11 protein-coding genes are annotated in these 16,995 nt (G+C 56.6%); 3 read left to right on the top strand and 8 right to left on the bottom strand.

The genetic code is table 11. The features are described from left to right. Position 1 precedes the first annotated feature (1 nt). From FRD01_RS14390 to FRD01_RS14380, 3 genes are read right to left on the bottom strand one after another with little or no spacing between them, the layout of a single operon-like run. Entirely contained in the window at positions 2 to 751 is a 750-nt protein-coding gene (locus tag FRD01_RS14390) for a Smr/MutS family protein (RefSeq protein ID WP_146960792.1), read from the bottom strand. Positions 752 to 763: 12 nt separating this feature from the next. Further along, positions 764 to 4,555 carry a hypothetical protein gene (locus FRD01_RS14385; RefSeq protein WP_146960790.1) on the bottom strand — a complete coding sequence of 1,264 codons (3,792 nt, stop codon included), beginning with the start codon at positions 4,553 to 4,555 and terminating at the stop codon, positions 764 to 766. Next, positions 4,552 to 8,196, bottom strand: coding sequence for a DUF3857 domain-containing protein (locus FRD01_RS14380; RefSeq protein ID WP_146960788.1), 3,645 nt, complete (start codon positions 8,194 to 8,196; stop codon positions 4,552 to 4,554). Before FRD01_RS14380 ends, FRD01_RS14385 begins: the two co-directional genes overlap by 4 nt. A 114-nt stretch (positions 8,197 to 8,310) precedes the next feature. Between FRD01_RS14380 and FRD01_RS14375 the strand changes: the two genes are divergently transcribed. Then, positions 8,311 to 10,218, top strand: coding sequence for a serine/threonine-protein kinase (locus tag FRD01_RS14375; protein WP_146960787.1), 1,908 nt, complete (start codon positions 8,311 to 8,313; stop codon positions 10,216 to 10,218). Positions 10,219 to 10,346: 128 nt separating this feature from the next. Here FRD01_RS14375 and FRD01_RS14370 read toward each other — a convergent pair whose 3' ends face one another. The 3 genes from FRD01_RS14370 to FRD01_RS14360 form a co-directional block, all read right to left on the bottom strand. Next, positions 10,347 to 10,829: a hypothetical protein gene (locus FRD01_RS14370; protein WP_146960785.1), complete on the bottom strand. Its 483-nt coding sequence runs from the start codon at positions 10,827 to 10,829 to the stop codon at positions 10,347 to 10,349. A gap of 73 nt (positions 10,830 to 10,902) precedes the next feature. Then, positions 10,903 to 11,769 carry a YihY/virulence factor BrkB family protein gene (locus tag FRD01_RS14365; RefSeq protein ID WP_249755632.1) on the bottom strand — a complete coding sequence of 289 codons (867 nt, stop codon included), beginning with the start codon at positions 11,767 to 11,769 and terminating at the stop codon, positions 10,903 to 10,905. Positions 11,770 to 11,778: 9 nt separating this feature from the next. Next, entirely contained in the window at positions 11,779 to 12,867 is a 1,089-nt protein-coding gene (locus FRD01_RS14360) for a sigma-54 interaction domain-containing protein (protein WP_146960781.1), read from the bottom strand. Between the two features lie 294 nt (positions 12,868 to 13,161). Between FRD01_RS14360 and FRD01_RS14355 the strand changes: the two genes are divergently transcribed. Continuing rightward, positions 13,162 to 13,674 (top strand): fimbrial biogenesis chaperone, encoded by a 513-nt coding sequence (locus FRD01_RS14355; protein ID WP_146960779.1) that lies wholly within the window; start codon positions 13,162 to 13,164, stop codon positions 13,672 to 13,674. Here the strand turns inward: FRD01_RS14355 and FRD01_RS14350 are convergent. Beyond that, positions 13,622 to 14,476, bottom strand: coding sequence for a proline and serine-rich protein 1 family protein (locus tag FRD01_RS14350; RefSeq protein WP_146960777.1), 855 nt, complete (start codon positions 14,474 to 14,476; stop codon positions 13,622 to 13,624). The two genes, FRD01_RS14355 and FRD01_RS14350, sit on opposite strands and share 53 nt — an antisense overlap. 214 nt (positions 14,477 to 14,690) lie before the next feature. On the opposite strand from FRD01_RS14350, the gene FRD01_RS14345 reads away from it, so the two are divergent. Continuing rightward, on the top strand, positions 14,691 to 15,398 hold the full coding sequence (locus FRD01_RS14345; protein WP_146960775.1) for a TlpA family protein disulfide reductase: 708 nt from the start codon (positions 14,691 to 14,693) through the stop codon (positions 15,396 to 15,398). A 1-nt stretch (position 15,399) separates the two neighbouring features. Here the strand turns inward: FRD01_RS14345 and FRD01_RS14340 are convergent, their stop codons facing one another. Continuing rightward, positions 15,400 to 16,872: a vWA domain-containing protein gene (locus tag FRD01_RS14340; RefSeq protein WP_146960773.1), complete on the bottom strand. Its 1,473-nt coding sequence runs from the start codon at positions 16,870 to 16,872 to the stop codon at positions 15,400 to 15,402. Positions 16,873 to 16,995: the final 123 nt, after the last annotated feature.

Genomic DNA, 16,995 nt, shown 5'->3' with positions numbered 1-16,995 from the left:
GTTAGGCGGTTGGGCTCGGTCTCTTGAGCTCGACCACGGTAACGCCGTGATCTCCATCCACATCAATCTCAGGGAAGCACCCAATACAGCGCACAGAGGCCTCGACCCATTGGGAAACCAGCGGACGAAGCACGGGACCGTCTGCCGAGTTCTTTCCTTTGCCGTGAATGATGCGGACGAATTTTGCGCCCTCTTTTTGCCGCTTGAGCACAAAAGCCTCCATGATCTCGAAGACCTCTTTGAGCGTGACGTCGTGCAGATCTAGCACGGGGATGGGGCCGATTCGGCGAGCTTTTTCGTAGCGATGGTTCGCAGCACGCCGCAGAGACTCCTCGCTGCCATAATGCTCCGGTGTGTAATACTTCCCGTCCTCAAAACGCTTCTGAAGCTGGCCAATCATGCGCTCGAAGTAGAGGTCGTCCTGCTTTTTGCGCACGTCCTCAACGGTCACGGTTTCCACGACTTCCGAGGATTTTGGGCGCCATTCGTCATTCAGATTGCCGAACTTCCCAGCGTAAATCGCGCCCTTGTCTATCTCGTCGAGCGCCGCGGCAAAGAGGGCTTCGTCGCTCAAATCTTCTGGGTTTAGTGGTTCAGGGCTTGGCTCGGCGGGCTCTGGAGCCGGACTTGGAGTGGGTTCAGGGGCTGCCGATTTCGCGGCTTCTCTCGATTCTGCGCGCGCTTCAGCAGCTTTGAGCAAGAGTTCACCCAGTGTTCCTGGTTCCGCTTTGACTTTCTTCTTCTTGCCCATTTCTTACCTTTGTTAGCGCCCTTGCACGGAGGAGACCGCCTGCGTGGCGACCTTCAACACTGAGGTTTCATCGATCTTGCTGACCCATTTTTGGAAGGCCGGATAGTCTTGTGTGCTTACACGTTGCACGGGCATCGCGATATTGGCCACCAGTTTCACCGTATTTCCTTCGACCTGGACCCGTCGCTCATAGTCGCCGAATTGGGACTTTCCTTCCATGCCTGAGCTCAAAACCACGGGTGATGCGGGAAAGCTGAGTTCTAGGGTCTGGTTGGTGTAGCGATTGTAGCCCACGATCATGGGCGTGGTGCGTTGTGGCAAGGCGCCATAGTAAGTAGCGAGTGCTTCGGGGAAGATGCGAGTCTCCACCATCAGCCCGCCGGGAACCACACGCGCAAATCCCTGACGTACCAGGGTGATTCGAATCACAAGGTCAGCCTCGGGCGCTGTTTCGTTGAGGATCTCATAGCCCGTGACTACGCTTCCCGGCACGATATTCGCGGCCAGGGACCCCATGAGTTTGTCGCGATTTTCTGCGTCTTTTCTGGAGCGGAGGCCCTGACGGAAACTCAGCGCGGCATTACCCGGCAAGGTGATCTCAATTTCGCCGTTTAGATTCCCCTGCTCGTCTACGGAACCCTTGACGTGAATATTCTGAACAAAGGACTTCAACGGTGCGGCCTCAGGAACCGTCTCAGTGCTCGCCATTTTGCACGTAACACAAATTGCGGGCTGACCCTGCACCACGGGGCCCAACGCGTTCCACGAGGCATCTGGGCCGTCTGGCGAGGTCCAGAACGTTTGGTCGTCGATCTGAACCCGTACGAGAGGAATGGAGAATTTCCCAAATTCGTTGATGGGGTCGGGCTCGGGATTCGCGAGACCACTGCGTCCAAGGTAGATTTCCGCTGGAATTCCGGCGTAGTCCAAAAGGGCTTTGTAGACGATATGCGCGCTACCTTCGCGGGTGAGAAGCGCATGGGCGGCCTCGGTTCCGAATTGGCCCGCGCTCGGATCAGGAATCCACGCTGCAGCCTTGTAGAAGAGCGCGCGCGCGCCTTCGGCGGTCTTTACGTCCTCGCCGACTTCCGCAAGCCACGTATCGAATTGAGATTCGAGCGCGGCGCTGAGCCGTAGGCTGTCGTGAATTCGCTCGAAGGTCGATCGCCTCGACGTCTCTACAGGGTCTACACTGAGCGCGTGCCGCCAGGTCTGAATCCACGGGAGGAACTCGTCGATAGGCACCGAGTAAGGTTCTTGGCGCGGACGCGGATTATTCTCGGCCAGGAAACGCATGCCGGTTTTGCCCTGGCGCTCAACGCGTTCAACTTTGGGCGCGTTGTTTTTCTGAATGAGTTCGCCGGCATCACCCCAGACCACATACTCGGAATGAAGCGTCGAGATATCCTTCATCTTGAAATAGAACTTCACGCCCTGCCGATGCGAGCCCGGGAACGGCGCACCGCTGTACTGAAGGTAGGCAACTTCAACAAAATCCCCCTCCGCAAGTCCCGGCATACTGATGGCCTCTTTGCCCGAATCGTCGTCGGGGACCAGGGTCTCGCCGTTCTCTTTGATGGTCCGGATCTGCAGCAAATATGCGTCGGACGGCACGCTCGTCTCGGCGTAACGGTCGATGGCGTTTTTGGTCATGACGCGCACCACCGTGTGGGTCAGTGTTAAAGACGCGCCGTCGGGCAAATACTCGCGCGCGGCGTAATCCACCACGTAGTAGGCGTCATCATTGCTAAGCGAAGCATCAGCCGAATCTTGAACCGCCTTCATCGCCGCCTCGTAGCCGTTGGGCATAGTGTCTAGGAGGGGTACATCGCCGCTCAAAGTCGCCCTCTTCCACATGAGCCAACCAAGAGAGCCGTGTGTGTTCATATACGTATCGATCTCTTTGAGGGCCGCATCGAGACCCTTCTCGGCGAAGGCGCGGTCGATCTTCCAATTCCAGAGAACTGGAGAATCAGGCATGCGCTTGAGCGCATCGTCCACAACCACGCGGGCCTTATCTTCCTGACCGAGCTTCCAGAGCTCGTCCGCCCACCGGCGCTGCGACTCATCGCGATAGGGAAAACGCGAGGCGTACTTCTCGATCATATCCAAGTTTTGCTCAGCGAGCTCGGGCTTAGCGTTGATCCATGCCTCGAGAAGGGCTGGACAGCTCGTGTGGAACGGGGTGATTTCAACCGGCTCACGGAAGACCTGTCGGGATTGCTCCAGGGTCTGGACCTTGCGCGCGACATCACAATTTTCGGGCGCCAAAGTGAGCGCTTCGCGCCAAACGGCCTCCGAGTTCTCCTGATAGCCCTGCCCTTCCAGATAACTGGCCCAGGTCGTGATGGCATTAAGGTTCTTGAGACCACCTTCTTTGGCGCCGTTATAGGCCTTTTCGAGAAGCTCGCGGACTTCACGGTCCTGAGACTTTGAGTTCAGGCGTGCCCCGAGCAAATAGGCATAGAGCGCGTTGTCCGGCTGCAAATCGTGAGCGCGGCGAAGGTGTTGCATCGCGTTCGCGTCTCGTAAGCGCGACGGCAATTCCCAGCGCGTCTGAACCTGCAGACTTTTTAAGAGCTCCGCCGCGGCAAAGGCCGGATGGCGCTTCATCAATTCGTCCCAGGCAGCATCAAAAGCTCGAGTCTCGGCAGAAAAATGAGCCCCAAGCAGGGTTAAATAGAGCGTAATATCATTTGCGCCACTGACGGCCTCTGGCGAAACCCAGACGGGCTCAAACGCCCACGCCTTCTGGCCCTCATCGGCTACCCGTGTCTTTGCATTGGCCTCGCCACTGAAACACTCCGGCATGATACGTGCCGCAACACACCCACTTCTGAAATCGAGCTTTACTTCGCCAAGGCGCGCTTGTTCGGGCAAAATCTGGAAGTCAAACCAGTCGCGATACCCCCTTTGAACTCCGATTTTGACGAGGACTCGGTGCCAACCTTTCTCAAGCTCAACGCGTGTGAGGTGCTTGCCGCTCGTGTACCCACGGTCTGGGTAATTGACGATCTCGGCGCCATCGATCCAAACCTGGCCAGCGCCGGCAAAATTGGTGTAGACCCAAGCGTCAATCGGGCGCTGTGTCTCAAAAAACGTCTCGAGATAGTAGATACCATCAGCGCCGAAGGACGGGGCGAGATTAAGCCCATTCGCTACGTAATGTTCGGTTTCTTCGCGATTCTCCGGACTCTCGGTGGCCATGAGGGGAGAAAGGTAGGTGTCCGCTAGACGAGGTTCAGTTTCTGGCGCAAATTGCGTGTCCCAATCGTAGATTCGCCATGGCGAAAGGAGTGGACTCACGCTCCACATCTTCGGAAAATTTACCGCGGCAGCGTCAAAGGGCGCGTATTCCATTGACTGGTCCCAGAGTCTGAAAGACGCCGCCTGATAGATCATGTTGAGGTAGAGACGCGTCAGGGGCGCAACGTTGCTCACATTGAGATCTGAAATCGTTGGCATTATACGTGCCGAAAACTCAGCCACCGAATCTCGCATAGTGTAGAGCCGAGCGGCGGCGTAGCGCGCCGCTTCTGAGCGCACATCCGTGCTCAGCGTCCGCGCGTAGGCGTCAAACGCGCCCTCCATATCACCTTGATGGTAGAGCACCTCTGCGTGCACAAACGCCGCGCGCGCGTCGGACTCCCAATCCAAGTTCTGAGGGGACTCACCCTTCATCCATGATTGAACCCCAGCGCTGATCTGCGGGCTGAAGGCCACATCTCGCACAACGGGCTGAGGCCCAGCGCAGGCCTGCGCGAGCACACAAAGTAGAATCGCTATAAGCTTGAGGAATCTCATTCAGCCTCTCCGATCGCGATAGAATTGTTCAGGGCATCGTTGATCGAGCTCATGAACTCGCGGAAATCACCATAATCTTCGACCGCCACGCGCTGCACATCGATATGGTAGTTCACCTCGGTCTCGAGCCCGCCGTCAGGGAGTCGATTATACGAGACGCTGACGCCGCCGAATGGGCTCTTTAGATCCACATTGGCCGGGACTTGATTGAACGCCTGGCCTTCTGGGAGCCTGTATTTTACGCGCGTCTGCGTGGTGAACGGCACTCGAATATCCAGAGCCTGTGTGCGCGTAGACGATTTCGCATAGGCGGCGAGCAGGTCTTTCCTAGTGCCCATAGGGAAGACAAATCTGCGGCTACCGTCCTCGTTCACGAGGCGCCCGCCACTTGCCACAAACTCGATTTTGGTGGGGCTCTCCAAATCCTCAAGCCCCTCGAATTTAACCGACTCAATGGTGACTCCCGGGTAGGTAGACGCGAGGTATCTCTCAAACTCCTCTTTGCGCCGCTCGGGGTCTTCGAAGATGCTTCGGAAGTAGACAGCGTTGGTGCCCGTGGCATGAATCGTGCCGCGAGTCTCCACACCGTCTTTGCTCACGACCACGTCGAGTTTCATCTCGAGAACATTCGCGCTGGACTTGTCTACCGGAAGCCGCACAAACGAGGACTTTCCACCGTCACGCACGATCAGGGCCTGCGCCCCTTGGTCCATGGTGGTGAGCTCGGTCGTGCCGTTAAACTCCGCAGTACCATCGAGGTAGAGGTCGAGCTCAGGAACATAGGTGATGGCGTGGTTAAAGACGTGCATGGACGCGGGGAACTCGTCCACGCTGCCAAGGCGCCGCGTGCGCACGAGCACCATATTCGCTTCCACACCAGCTTCCTCGAGCATGACCTTGAGGAGCGCCGCCTTGTCTTTGCAGTCGCCATATCGGTTTCTAAAGGCAGTGGTCGTGCGATAAGGCTTCCAGCCGTGAATACCAAGCCCAACGTGTAGATAACGGGTGTTTCGGACCACGTAATTATGGATGACCTCGACCTTGTCTTTGGTGGTCTTCTTGCCGCGCGTGAGCTCTCGAACCTTCGACCGAATCTCGTCATCCACGATGAGCTGCTCCGCGATGAGCTGCCACCACCACGTGCCGATATCGTCCCAGGTCTGCTTATTGCTGGCGAGGATATAGTCGTAAACGTCGGTAGCGCCTGGCTGGTCGTTGTCGGCAACCACATGAGGCACGGATTTCATCTCGAAGAGCGTCGCCTTTTGAGCGGTCAAAATCTGGTCGTCTCGGGTGTGCTCCACGGCTGGTGGCCTAAAGAAGAGCTCCCAATCTTTGGGGTAGAGCACCACGTAACGCTGGTAGGCGATGGGGCGATTGGATTGGGCGTACATAATGTCGCCAAAGTAGTCCCCTCGGAAGTTCGAGTTCGCCACCTGTGAGACGCGATATTGGAATTCCACGGCATCACCCACACTCACGTTATTCGCGCGGATATTCAGGTACGCAGTGTCATTGTAGGTGGTAGAGCCCTTTCGAGTTCCGCCCGACTCCCAATGCGAATAATCCTCGGAGATGGTGCCGTCGGCCTTGTAGACACGGACTCTCAGGATATCCACGCGCTCATCACCCATAGAAAACGCGACGCTCATCTCTTTTGCGGTGTCCACACCTTCGGCGGTCAGGGCGCGGTCAACGCGCTGCGTGACCTGTTGCGAAAGGCCATTCGGCGCCACATAGGTCACCTTCTGAGAGACCAGCGTGTCGTAGGAAAACGGCGTGGCTTCGGTGGCAACCATGCGTTCGCGAATATCGCTAACAATATAGGGATCCCAAAAGCGATCTTCGGCAGGAAGAAGGAAGCTCAACTTCTCGCTCAAAGTCTGGTCTTGCGGGCGCCTCAGTAGGGCCATTTCCAAGTCTTGTGTGGCCTTGTCCCGCTGGTCTAGCGCCATATGCAATTCAGCGCGACGCTCCAAAATCTCGGCCTCGCCAGGGTTCATTTCGTGCAGGTCGTTCCAGACTTGCAACGCGCCTTGGAGATCGCCTTTGGCGCGAAGGAGTTCGGCTTCGCGTTGTGCCGCAAAAACCGAGGCTGGGAAGGATGCCCGATAGTGCCGCACCTCCTCGATCGCCGCGTCTAGGTCTCCGAGCACGCTCAAATCGCGGACGTGATCCCAGAGATACGAGCTTGAGATTCGGCCAATTCTCAGACCCTCGACTCTTAGCTTCTGCACGGCTTGGGGCGTGTCCAATTCCTGAGCGATTGCCACACGCCTGAATTGGATTCCTGGAACGTCTTGTACCGCTTTTGCACGCTCAAGAATGGCCTCGGCTTTCTGATAGCTTGAACGCGAACGGTACCAATCCGTGAGTTGGCCGATGGCTGGAAGAAAACTCGGGTACTTTTCAAGGACTGCCTCAAGTACGGGTCGGGCTTTGAGCCGATCCAATTCCGTCATCGAGTTCTCGTGCATTTCTGCGAACTGAACCTGGACAAAGGGATCGTCTGGCGCGCTGCGTGCCGCACGCTCGAGGGTATTTCGACTCATCCACGCCTCGTCAAAGAGCGTGGAGGCAAGGGCGAGCACGCGTGGACTAAGGCCACTCTCGACCTCTTTTTGAGCGATATCTCTCCAGGGCGTTGAGGCATCTCTCCAAGCGAGTTTTTGCAGCAGCCATGCGCCCCAGATGGCCTCGTCACCTTTGGCATTTTGCAGGAACGTGTTTGTGGCACTTAGCGCGCCGCTTGGGTCTTGTTTTAGCTTTGATGGGTCGCCCGCATCCAGAACATCTCCTTTCTCAGGGACGCTCGGGTCCATTCCAAATTTCAGGGGTTGCGAGCGCCGGTCAGTGAGTCGGGCGATGAAACCAAGGGATCGACTCGATTGTGACGCGAGTTTGACCACCACCGAGTTTGCGCCGCGATTGAGCACAACTGGCCACGCCTCGGTATCAGGCGCAAGCCCGGTATCGTCTTCCCTAAGGCCCACAAGCTCACCGTTCACCCAGACCTTGTAAGCTCCATTGGCGCCCAGATAGAGCAATGAGCTCGCTCTTGAGTTGGCACGTATCGTACCGGACAGATAGACCACTGCGGCGGTGTCTGGCGTGACGACTTGACCCAAGGCAAACGCACAACCCTGGTCGATTTGCGGCAGCGCTCGCCAACTCACTTCCACGGTTTTGCCTGTGAACGGCCCTGGTTCTCCGAGCTCCGGCCCAAGTCGAGCGGCAAAACCCTCCATGCTCTCGTTTGCAAAGGGCCCGATCAAACTCCATGTGCGAAGGCAGCCTTGCTCCGCAAGCGCACCGTTATGTCCGGCGTTTTGGTTCTTCCCAAGGTCCAATCGGGCGTTGGCCGCAATGCGTGAAAGCTCGAAGGCTACGAGCGGGTTTTTGGCCTGTAGCGCCGCTTCTTCGACTTTCGCCTCAAATACCTCGCGGTCCACATAGCCGGCGAGCGAGCGCGCGGCATGGGCGGCTGCGAGTCCGAGAGGTGTATTCGTCGAGCTCTCGGCGCGCTCAATTTGTGCTTCGAATTCCGCACGAGCACTGGTGGTCTGAGCCGTTGCCGGCGCAGTCCAGAGAACCGTGAGCGCAATAAGAAGGAATAGGATTCGATACGTCATGAATTTCATAATCGCTCTTGAAATTAGCCCCACACTCCAATCTGCGTGATGCCAGAAAAATTCCTTACCTGATTGTTACTTTTTTGAATACGACAAGGTTCCACTTGGGGGTATAGTCCGAGCATGTCAGACGAGCTGGAGGCATTTAAAGGGGAGCTGTCCGAGACCTGGGTAGCGCAAGAGACGCTGGTGAGCCCGGATATCGGCGCGACGCTTGGCGTAAGTCCGCACACCGCTAAATCCGTGGAGGTCTTGCGGTCGCTGCCGCGGATGAGTCTCGGCAAGACCGGCGCCATGGGCCCGGACCTCGACGTACAAGGCAAGCTCGGCGAAGGCGGGATGGGCGTGGTGATGTTGGCGAAGCAAGCGCCGCTCGACCGACTCGTGGCCGTGAAGTCCACGCACGATGGTGAGTCCGCCTCAGCTGTGGCTGCGTTGCTGCAAGAGGCGTACATCACCGGCGTTGTCGAACACCCGAACGTAGTTCCGATCTATTCGGTGGGCAAAGACGAGACGGGGCGGCCGATCATCGTCATGAAGCGCATCGAAGGCACCTCTTGGCAAGACGTGATCATGGACGCGAGCCGGGCGCCGCTTGGTGTTGAGGCTGACCTCGTGTGGCACTTGCAGATCCTGCTCGAGGTCTGCGACGCGATTCGTTTTGCGCACTCACGCGGCATCATCCATCGCGATATCAAGCCCGAGAACGTGATGATCGGGAACTACGGCGAGGTCTATGTTCTGGACTGGGGCATCGCGGTGAGCGTGAGCTCTGAGTTCAATGCGATGATGCCCGACCGGCAGAACGCGCCCGGAATTGCGGGCACGCCAGCGTTTATGGCGCCGGAGCAGACCGACGACACGGCGGCCAATATCGACGAGCGCACCGATATCTACATGCTCGGCGCGACTCTTCATTTGATTCTGACCGGAAAGTTTCGAAATGTTGGGAACAACAATCTGCAGGCTATGTTCGCCGCGCGCATGACCAAGCCCTTCGAGTACGGTTCAGAGATCCCTGAAGAGCTTGGGGAAATCGCAAATCGGGCGACGGCTGCTGACAAGGCTGAGCGGTTTCAAAGCGTGGCCGAGCTCAAGAGTGCGTTGGCGAGTTATCTAGAGCATCGGGCGTCGCTGAAGTTGAGCTCTCAGGCGCTCCAGGTGTGGCTCGAATCCAAACATATGCTCGAGACCAAACGCGATGAGGCCACTGAGCTCTTGGTTCATGAGAGGCTGAACGAGTGCCGATTCGGATTCCGCGAGGCCCTTTCGCTTTGGCCCGAGAATAAGGAGGCGCGCGCGGGCCTGCAGACGGTCCTTGAGGCTCTGGTGGATTTCTACATCTCCATTCAAAACGATGTGGGCGCCGCGGCGGCCGTCCAACAATTCCTTGAGCCTCGACCCCAGATCCAGGCTCAGGTTGAGGAACTAGCTGCTCGACGCGAGGCTGAGCGCCAGGAGGTCAAACGCCTAAAGGAGCTTCGCGCGTCATTTGATTTGGGGACTGGGGCCTCGGCTCGAAGCATCTCGGCGCTGGTGCTTGGTGCGTTTTTTGTCTGGTCAAATGTCAGCTTCCAGATGGCGGTGAATGACGAAGTCTATGAAAACCCCATGTATCAACATGTGCTCTCGTCCCCGCGCAGTATTTTGATTGCTTCGGTGGTGATTTTCTTCTTTCGAAAACGCCTCTTCGCAAACACTGCCAACCGCCAAATCATTCAGGTGATCATGGGTGGCCTTTTTGCGGTGATGTTCATGCGTATTGTGGCGTATCAAGCCGACATCAGCCTCGTTTCAGCACAGGCGCTCGAGATATTCTTGTGGGGGTTCATCGCCAGTGCGGTTGGCATGGTGACCGACGATTGGCGAATTCTTGTGGCGTCCTTCCCCATCTATGCCGCCGGTTTCTTCGGCTTCTATTATCCCGCCTACCAGCTCTACCCGATGGCGGCCGCCGTGGGGCTCTACTTCCTAGTCTTAGCCCTGGTTTGGACCGTCAGACCCAAGTCACAGAAGGCCCTTTCCTCGTAGGTTGATCGCAGAAGAATTGGGGTTCTCAAAGCTTCTAAGAAACATAGCGGTATCAAGATGTGACTAAAAAGATGAGGTTGTGGACTGGGATACACAATCCAACCCACGCGGACAGAGCCCGCGTGTACTTAGACTGGCTTAGACCAGTCTACGCCCTCAAAGAAAAATGTGGGGACCTCAAAGCGCACATTTAGCGGTGTGGCGCTGTCTGTCCCCCTCTGCACCACGACTTCTACTGGGAGTTGGCCCGAGATACCGAGACCCGCGTCAGGCACCCTTCCCGTGCCACGGTTATCGAAGATTCGGCCATGTACTTTGGCCCCCCTGATCACGAGTTCGGTCTGATCGGGCCCAAAATTCGGGACGGTCAGAATCCTCTCGAGGTCTTCTTCGTTTCTCGCCTGCAAGTCGATGCTCTCTGCATCAAATTCCACGCGCTCAAGCTCGACTCTGAAGTCTTCATCAGTCAAGAGATGGCCAGCATCATTGACGCGTGCTTTGTCTGGGAAATTGGCGCGTACACTCAGTCCGTCGTTCTCGCTAAAATCCAGCGCTGGCGACGAAGCTAAAAGCGCGGCTAGTAGCAAAGGTTTTCTGTTCGAGCGTCTCATCCATGCACCTCCTTTTCACGTCCAAGTGCATGATGAAACGTGGGCACGCGCGCCGCTTATTCCAGCGGAAATCTCAACTATCGTCATTCCCGTTGAATTGTAGACCTTTGCGAAGAATCTCTCTGCCCTTGAGCTGGGCCCAGACCTGTGTGAACTCGGCGCCAAAGAGGACAACTTGCGCTGAGTAAAAGATCCAGACCAGGAAGGCCACAAGGCTTCCTGCCGCTCCATACGCGGACCCGGGCGCACTGGTGCTCAGATAAAGCCCGATCAGCGTCTTACCCGCAAGAAACAAGGCCGAGGTCACGAGCCCACCGGTCCAGACATCTTTCCAGGCGATGGTGGTGCTCGGAAGGTAGCGATAGACCATGGCAAAAAGGATCGTGAGTACCGCAAACGAGAGGCCGAAATTGAGGCTTTGCCACACAAATTTTGTACCCACGAGCCCCGCGAGCAGCGGTGTGAAGATACTGATCAGGGTGGAGGCCAGGATTGAGAGCATGAGCAGTCCGCCCGCCCCCATCACCATGCCGAGCGAGCGAAGACGCACCCGCAAAAACCCCTTGATGCCTCCGGGCTCTTTCTCGAGGCCCCAGATTCGGTTGAAAGCGGTGTGCAGCTGCGCAAAGACGCCCGTGGCACCGAAGATGACCACGCCCACGCTGATGATGGTGGCGAGGGTTCCTGAGCTTCCCATGGTCATGGAGCCCAGGATGGATTCGATGACTCCGGCTGCGTGCACCCCTGCGAAACGTTCTACCTCGGCCAGAAGTTGTTGCTGAGCCAGGTCTTCGCTGAAGAAGATACTGACGAGTTTGACCACGATAGTGAGCAAGGGTGCCAGGGAAATCATGGCGTAGAAGGCTACAGCGGCTGCGTAGGTGGGGGCGTCGTCGTCAAGCCACGCCTTGACCGTCTCTTTGATAATCTTCCAAATCACGAGCATGCTCTACGGGTCGTAGTTCTTGAGCTTATTATGAATGGTCCGCACGCTCACACCGAGCTTCTGTGCGGTCAGCGTCTGATTTCCGCCATAACGCTCGAGCGTTGCAAGTATGACCTTTCGCCGAATATCCGTAAGCTGGTCGTCCCCTGCCTTAAACCGGAGTTCGAAGTCATCGGCTTCGGTGTCCTCGTCCAAACCGAAGTCGGACTCGTCGGGCTGGGCACTTACGGCACCAAAATGAATGTGCTCAGGGTCCAAGACACGCGCGTCACGGCTAAGAATCACGGCGCGTTCGAGCACGTTGATGAGCTCGCGAATATTGCCTGGATAATCGTACCCCTCAAGGCGTTTCAACGCGGCTTCGGACAAGGATTTTCCTTGCACATCGAGGCTCTCGCAGAGGTGCCCGACGTAATATTTAGCGAGTGAAGCGATGTCTTTGGGCCGCTCGCGTAGCGCGGGAATCTTTAGCGGAAAGACGTTCAGCCGGTAGTAGAGATCCTGACGAAACTCGCCGTCTCGTACACATTGCTCGAGGTCGCGATTCGTAGTGGCGATGATACGAATATCCACGGGAATGGTTTCGGTGCCACCGACTCGGGATACTTCCCTCTCTTGAATCACACGCAGGAGTTTGGCCTGTAATTCGACCGGCATTTCGGAGACTTCATCGAGCAAGAGGGTGCCGGAGTTTGCGCGTTCGAACACGCCTATATGCTGGGCTACGGCGCCACTGAATGCGCCTTTTTCATGGCCGAAGAGCTCGCTCTCGAGCAGGCTTGGGGCGAGAGCCGCGCAGTTTACTGCTTCGAAGGGCTTGTGGGAGCGCTTGGAGGCGTAGTGAATAAAACGCGCGAAAATCTCCTTGCCTACACCCGATTCGCCAGTGAGGAGCACGGTGGAGTTCGTTGGGGCTACGCTCTCGGCGAGTTCTCGAACTTTGTAGGAAAGGGGGTCCTTGAAGACGAAATTTGGGGCGCCTTGCCGAGGCTTGAGCGCTGGAAGCTCAAGGGTTTGGAGGTTGCGAACTAGATATCGTCCGCTTCCTTCGGCCGCGCTTCGCTGAAACTCATTTTCCTTTTCGTCGGACATGCCGTTCCTTTCACCTGTCAACGCGGGCTCTGCCCGCGTTAGATGCGTCGCGTAGAAGTAAAACACAACCTTAGTTTTTTAAGAACCTCTGAGATCAGAACTTATTTTTCTGCTCTTTCCAACGTTCATCCTACGAGGACAGAGCCCTCTAGACTGTTTTTTCCGACTCGGCAAAATTTGCCGGCACTCAATTCCGGGTCGCACTCAACCCCTCACGGATCGCCTGGCTCCGCGGCATGGCACGCCGATTGCTCTAATACTAAGGAGTAGATGACTCGGACCCAGGAGGCAAAGATGTCTACCCTCAAGATTACATTGTTCGCCATGATTTCACTCCTTGTTGCAGGCACGGCCGCCGCACAAGAAGTCAGCATTTTGCCCCAGCAAATCACGCTCGAAGACGGAAGCCGAAGTGCCACCATCACGCTCAAAAATGAGAGTGAACAGGCCATCGTCTACCGCGTCAGCATTGGGTCCACACAAGACTTGAGGGTCAGCCTTTTCGCGGACAATCGCCAGCTTTCCGAAGGGCAAGTTAAACTCGCCGCCGGTGAATCAAAACGTGTGAGAGTGATTGTGCGCCGAGGCGCTGCGGCTCAACTTATTGAGCACAAGACCGAGATCAAATTTGAGTCATTGCCGAACCCGGCCGTGCCTCAACTCCCTACCAATGTGGTGATCCCGGTGGTGGTGCAGCCGCCAAATCCGAAGAATGAGGATATGGCGAACGGGCTAGACGAGGACGCGAGTATCCTCAGTTCCGACACATATGGTCATTTGCAGCAACCGCACGACATTGCTGAATGAGCGGGTACTCGTCCGCACACTTGCTATCGCAGCTCGACCCACCCGCGACCATACAATCGAAGATACACTTTCCAAAACCCATACAAGCGCCGGCAGCCGCCCCACTATCACACTCGTTATACTTGTCGCCGAGACAACAGTAGGCTGAGGACGAACTGGAACTAGACGAACTGGACGAACTTGAGGAAGTCGAGCTTGATCCCGAGTTGTCCGGTTGCTGGGCTGCCTGCTGCTGACGCTCTTGCTCAGCAATACGAGCTTCTTCGGCCCGCTGGGCCTCTTCTTCCGCACGTCTTTGCTCTGCAACACGCGCCTCTTCTGCAAGACGCGCCTCTTCTGCCTGACGCGCCGCCAGAGCCTCCGACATGATGTTTTGAACGTCGGACTTCTCGTCTGCAAAGGTGAGTTTGGTGACGATCGGATTCGGGTTGTTGAGGTCCAAAATACGCTCAGCAACGGCCTCCACGACGCGAACGCGGTCGTTCTTCATGTCCAACATGACGACCAGTTCACCGACCTGTGCCGCAGAGAAATAGGCGCTCTGAGAGGCATTCACGATCACGTCGATCTTCTGGTTAGACATGGTCGCCTCTTCCACATAAACCTTGAGCTGCTCGAACTCACCGTATGACATGGCTTGTGCGTTCGGCCCAGGAACGGCAACGCCTGAGCCGGCGGAGCTTGAGCCGCCTTCGTCCTGGTAGCCGGGGCCCCAGACACCGCCCGCCGGCATCTGCATCCCTGCACACGCTGCCAGGCCAAAAAGAGCCAAACCACCCAACACCATCTTCAACTTGCTCATGACCTCTCCAATATCAAAAGTTTTTGGACCACTTCGCGCGTGGCCGGAAATTGTGTGCCTTAGACCTAAAGAACGGGGATTTATTTAACAGTTTCTTCGTTGAACCGATAGCCTTTGGAAACTGACCACGACCAAGAAGTCCATTCTGCTTGAAATTGAACGCGCGATAGACCAGCCTAGAGGACGTCAGCAACACGTTTTTCTGGAGGAAGTCTTGGGGTCAAAATCTATTCAAAAAGGCCCACTCTTGGCCGTAGGCTGCATCGCATTGGTCGTTGGCGGGATTCTGGCGGCGGCCCTCGGGATTGTCGGACTGATAGGCTTTGGGCTAAGTGAAATGGAGCTCGAAGAGGTTGCGGAATGCGCCAATCTAGAAGATATCACTGCGTGTGAGCGATGCTGTTTTGGTGCCGGCTATGCTGACGGAATGCCCGGCCTCTTGCCGGGCGAGGCCGATTGTCGGTGCATTGTGGATGAACCTGGGGAACGGCCGGTCTACCCGACTGACCACCTGATCCAACCGGGAGAACCGATTCCGAGTTTTGAGTTGGCTGACCTGAGCGGCACGGTGCGCAGCAGCGATGAGCTACAGGGTAAGCCTGCCCTTCTGATGCTCTGGGCGCCATGTTGCGGCCCTTGTGCCGACCAACATCGCATCATGAGGGAGCTCTCGGCCATGGACACTGGTGTCAATATCGCCGCGATTGCCTTGGACTACGATAGCACCAAAGAACTCCAAGATTACGCCGCGAGCCGGGGGCTTCGTTATATGATTCTCCAGGGCAATGAGGAGGTCTCTGAGGCATTCCGAATCAATTCCTATCCCACGATTGTGCTGGTTGGGGCGGATGGGCGAGTCCAAAAGAACTGGGCAGGATCAGCACTTTTGGAAGAACTGCTCAAGGAGATAGAAGGAGGCTAGATCAGTCGTTGTAGCGACTCTTAACTTTGCGAACCAGGTCGACGAACTCCTCCTGGTCGTCATTGTCGGTGTAACGCGCGGCATCCGCGATTTCTACGATTTCGTCGAACCGGAGATCTCGGCTGACGCTCCGCAAGATTTCTGCAAAGTGCACCACCGATGCGGCAAACCTGGTGGCCTTGCTCGCCTCGTCGAAACTCGCCAAGATTTGCGAGCGTTTGATGAATGTCTCGGTGAGAATCGTGGCTTCATCGAAGCCTTCGCGATGACGGATCCGTACGGTGGAGAGCAGGCTTGAGGTGTCGGCCTCGGGGTTGAGCACCATCTCGTAGAGGGCGGTAACGGTGTGGTCCGGCCCAATCTCAGCGGCATCGGTTTCTTCTTTGTCGAAGTCCTCATTGCTCATGACGCGTTTTTCATATCCGATGAGGCGGTAGCGAAGCACGGCGTCCTCGGAAAACTCCACCTGGATACGTGCGTCTTGTGCGATGACCTCGAGCGTCGAGGGTAGCTCGGTGCCGAAGATTCGTTGTGCTTCAGGCGAAGAGTCTATGTAGAAGTAGGTGCCTTGTGCGTATCGGGCGAGCTGCTCCATGGTGCGGTCACCGTAGCCGCCATTGCCGAAGCCCACGGTGGAGAGAAAGATTTGCCGGTCGCGATAGCTTTTTACGAGCTCGACTAAGTCGTCGCCGGTTTTTCCAATGTTGAAGTCGCCGTCCGTGAAGATCATGACGCGATTGATGCCTTCTTCCAGATAGCCTTTGTCGGCCAGGTCGTAGGCCGCGACGATGCCACCTTCGCCATTTGTTCCACCTCCGGCATGGAGGTTATCCACTGCGGCCTGAATCGTGCCGCGTTCTGCCACGGCGGTAGGCTCAAGCACGGTCGTTGAGCCGCTCGCGTAGGTTTGGATCGCGATGGTGTCGGTAGGCCGAAGGTGCTCCAAGAGTCCGTTGATGGACTCTTTGACCAAACCGAGTCTATCCGCGGAGGCCATGGAGCCTGAGACGTCGATAAGAAGTACGATATTGGCGGGTCGCATCTCGTCGAGCGGGATGCTCTTTCCGCGCACACCAATTCTCAATAGGTGTTTTTGTTCTTCAGCGGTGCTCCCAAAGTAGCTAGGCGCGACCTCCATGTTGATGGCGAAGGTAGAATCGGTGGGTTGAGGGTACTCGAATCGAAAATAGTTCAGGAATTCCTCGGTGCGAACACTCTCCGCAACTGGCAGCCCGTCTTCTAGAATCGCGCGGCGTGCCATGGTGTAGGAGGCTGTGTTGACGTCCATAGAGAAGCTCGAGGTGGCCTCCTCTGAGGTTTCAATCCAGGGATTTACGCCGTGGTCTTCGTGGTCGTTGGCCCTTTCTACAGGAGCTCCTTCGTAGGTGTCGCCGTAGAGAGCTTCGTCGCTGTAGCCACAGGCAGCCACGGTTAGCAAGAGGGGGAACATCAGTGTTTTGGTCGCTTTCATCATTCATCTCCATTTGAAGTCGTCTGCGGACGTTTTCTGGAGATTGCACGGCGTGTGCCAGCCAAATTGTAGCCAGACACGGCTGGGGCGTTGCCCGCTCAAAATATAGGCGATCAGCTCTTTCGT

The sequence above is a fragment of the Microvenator marinus genome, assembly GCF_007993755.1.
Classification (GTDB): domain Bacteria; phylum Myxococcota_A; class Bradymonadia; order Bradymonadales; family Bradymonadaceae; genus Allomicrovenator; species Allomicrovenator marinus.
Note: the sequence above shows the minus strand (reverse complement) of the source record. Positions and strands in the feature narration are given on the sequence as shown.

Bases quoted from the DNA above. Each gene is read 5' to 3' on its own strand.
- FRD01_RS14380 (WP_146960788.1), bottom strand. From the start codon at position 8,196: ATGAAATTCATGACGTATCGAATCCTATTCCTTCTTATTGCGCTCACG.
- FRD01_RS14385 (WP_146960790.1), bottom strand. From the start codon at position 4,555: ATGAGATTCCTCAAGCTTATAGCGATTCTACTTTGTGTGCTCGCGCAG.
- FRD01_RS14390 (WP_146960792.1), bottom strand. From the start codon at position 751: ATGGGCAAGAAGAAGAAAGTCAAAGCGGAACCAGGAACACTGGGTGAA.
- FRD01_RS14360 (WP_146960781.1), bottom strand. From the start codon at position 12,867: ATGTCCGACGAAAAGGAAAATGAGTTTCAGCGAAGCGCGGCCGAAGGA.
- FRD01_RS14375 (WP_146960787.1), top strand. From the start codon at position 8,311: ATGTCAGACGAGCTGGAGGCATTTAAAGGGGAGCTGTCCGAGACCTGG.
- FRD01_RS14370 (WP_146960785.1), bottom strand. From the start codon at position 10,829: ATGAGACGCTCGAACAGAAAACCTTTGCTACTAGCCGCGCTTTTAGCT.
- FRD01_RS14355 (WP_146960779.1), top strand. From the start codon at position 13,162: ATGTCTACCCTCAAGATTACATTGTTCGCCATGATTTCACTCCTTGTT.
- FRD01_RS14340 (WP_146960773.1), bottom strand. From the start codon at position 16,872: ATGATGAAAGCGACCAAAACACTGATGTTCCCCCTCTTGCTAACCGTG.
- FRD01_RS14350 (WP_146960777.1), bottom strand. From the start codon at position 14,476: ATGAGCAAGTTGAAGATGGTGTTGGGTGGTTTGGCTCTTTTTGGCCTG.